Raw genomic sequence first — 2,633 nt, 5'->3', positions numbered from 1 at the left:
AATGGCAAAAGAAAGTACCGCTTGTTCTGGTCCCGACGACATATCCTTCCATCATGGATGAATACACCGACGAGGAGCTTCTGGAAAAAGGCGTTAAAATGGTGATATTCGCCAACCAGGGCATGAGGAGTTCCATAAAAGCGCTTAACCTTACGCTCCGAGAGATGAAAAAGACGGGGGGGATAAGCGGCATAGAGGACAAGATAGCCCCCCTGGGCGAGATATTTGACCTGCAGGGGCTTACGGACTTGAAGCATGAGGAAAAAAAGTTCCTGAGATCGGAGCATGGGGACGTAACGGTCATAATACCCGCCGCGGGGAAACCCAGCCATCAAGGGTCGATGGAGCCACTTCTCAGGGACAGACCGGTATGTATGATAGATATAAACGGCAAGTCCATACTCGAAAGAGGACTGGACATATTGGATGGGATGAAGTTCGGGGAAATAAACGTTATTGTGGGATATGAGAAGAAAAAGGTGCTGGAAGGCCTTGCCGGGAAGAAAGCCCGGTTCATACACAACAGCGAATATGAGAAGAAGCATATCCTTCATTCGTTCATGTTGGCCGGCAAGGACACGAGCGACAGGACGCTTATGGTGTATTCCGACATATTGTTCGACAGGGCGCTTATTGAAAAGGTCCTTAAACAGAAGCACGATATAGTGCTTGTAGGGGACAGCACATATACGCGTTTCGGGCACAGGAATAAGAAGCTTGAGCTGATATCGGTCAGGGAAAAAATGTCGCCCGGAAGAAGGAGCCTGGGGGAAGGCATGGTCATGGACGTGGCACATATAGGTAAGAACGTGGACGAGAGAACGGCCGCGTTCGAGTTCGTCGGTATCGCGTATTTTTCCGCCAAAGGTATCGGAGCGTTCAAGCGCGCGTATTCGAAGGTCATAAAGAGCCCAAAACGCAAAAAAAAGTTCCACGAAGCGGCGGATATCAGCAAGGCCTCGTTCACTGATATGGTGCAGGAACTTATAGACGGGGATGTCCCCGTAAAGGTCATGCCGGTAAATTCGGGCTGGATGGAAGTGCACAGTTTTGAGGATTACAACTTCGCGTGTTCAAGGATAAAAGACAGGGGATGATGTATGGACTCTAATAAGTTCATGGACATATTGACCGGGGCCGGGTTCGGTCCTTTCATCGGGGTGCCTTGTTCCATATTAAAGGCTTTCCTGGGAGGGTCGCAGACTGGAAAAGAATGCCTGATAGCTTCAAGTGAGGGAGAGGCCATGGGGATCGCCGCGGGATACGTTCTTGGGGGCAAGGCTCCTGTGGTGTTCATGCAGAACTCGGGCCTGGGTAACGCCGTTAACCCGCTTACGTCGCTTAACCTTATATATAAATTACCGGTACTTATGGTCATAACGCTAAGAGGGGAGCCTGGGATCGAAGACGCGCCCCAGCATGAGATCATGGGAGCCAGGACCGCGGACCTGCTTGACGTGCTGGGTGTCAGGTATGAGTATCTGCCGGATGAGGCGGATATTTTCCGGTCAAGTGTCGCTGAGGCCATGGAGGGAATGAAAAGGGATAACATGCCGCGGGTCTTTTTGGTGAAAAAAGGCGCTTTAACAAGTGAAAAGAGACCGGGACCAGAAGCGTGCCGTTTTGAGATGGACAGGAAGGACGCCATTGAGGAGATATGTTCAGCGCTGGATGACAATTGCGTTGTCGTGACGACCACTGGGAAGATAACCAGGGATTATTATTTTTCAGGGAGCAAGGCGCGCGCCAGTTTCTACATGATGGGGTCGATGGGCTGTGCCAGCGCCATTGGATTAGGCCTGGCCGAAAGCGATACCGGCGGGCACAGGATAGTGGTGATAGACGGAGATGGGGCGGTGCTCATGAAAATGGGCAATCTGGCCACGATAGGAACACGTAAACCTGAAAAGCTGGTGCATATAGTGCTTGATAACGAGTGCCATGAGACAACGGGGGGACAACCCACGGCTTCCTCGGGAGTGGATCTCTCACGCGTAGCTTGCGATTGCGGGTATCGCACCAGCGTTAAAGTAACCGTTCGGCGCGATGTCGCGAAAGAAGTAAAGAAGGCGTTGGGCGCGCCCGGGCCGGCATTCATTCTTATCAAGATACGCAAAGTAACCCCGGAGAGGGACAAAAGTGGCAGGCCGTCCGAGACCCCGGAGGAATTAAAGAATGAGTTCATGGTAAAGTTTGGGGGAGGAAAAGATGTTCTCGTATGAAATGCCCTCGAAAATAGTGTTTGGTAAGGGTTCCGTGAACGGTTTGGGGGCCGCCGCCGACGCTTTTGGCGCGGACAAAGTGCTCGTGTTCTCCGGAGGGGCCTCCGCGGAGGTCTCGGGGGTCCTCCTGGAGGTGGAAAGAGCCCTGGTCGGCCGGAAGATACGTGTGTTCCGGGGGATAAGACCGGATCCGGAGGTATCCAGTCTGAACGCGGGACTTAAGCTGTGCCGGGAGTTCGCTCCGGGAATGGTGGTCTCGGCCGGCGGAGGCAGTGTGATCGATTACGGGAAGGCCGTAGCCGCTATCAGTTCTTCCGGTGAGGATGCGGGGGATGTTTTTCGAAAAAAGAGATTAGACCGGCCCGGGACCATACCTTTTGTCGCCATACCTACGACCTTTGGGACCTCAAG

General features: G+C 52.9%; 3 protein-coding genes. All 3 read left to right on the top strand.

Going from position 1 to position 2,633, the window contains the following annotated elements; genetic code table 11:
* A partial coding sequence (locus PHH49_08815) for an NTP transferase domain-containing protein (protein MDD5489041.1) occupies window positions 1-1,097 on the top strand: 1,097 nt, incomplete at its 5' end.
* A gap of 3 nt (window positions 1,098-1,100) precedes the next feature.
* Window positions 1,101-2,222 (top strand): phosphonopyruvate decarboxylase, encoded by a 1,122-nt coding sequence (gene aepY / locus PHH49_08810; GenBank protein ID MDD5489040.1) that lies wholly within the window; start codon window positions 1,101-1,103, stop codon window positions 2,220-2,222.
* Window positions 2,209-2,633, top strand: a 425-nt coding sequence (locus tag PHH49_08805; protein ID MDD5489039.1) for an iron-containing alcohol dehydrogenase, incomplete at its 3' end; no start/stop codon positions are given. The genes aepY and PHH49_08805, both read left to right, overlap by 14 nt.

The organism is Candidatus Omnitrophota bacterium, assembly GCA_028715965.1.
Lineage (GTDB): Bacteria > Omnitrophota > Gorgyraeia > Tantalellales > Tantalellaceae > JAQUQS01.
This window is presented reverse-complemented; position numbering and strand designations above follow the sequence as displayed.

Bases quoted from the DNA above. Each gene is read 5' to 3' on its own strand.
- aepY (MDD5489040.1), top strand. From the start codon at position 1,101: ATGGACTCTAATAAGTTCATGGACATATTGACCGGGGCCGGGTTCGGT.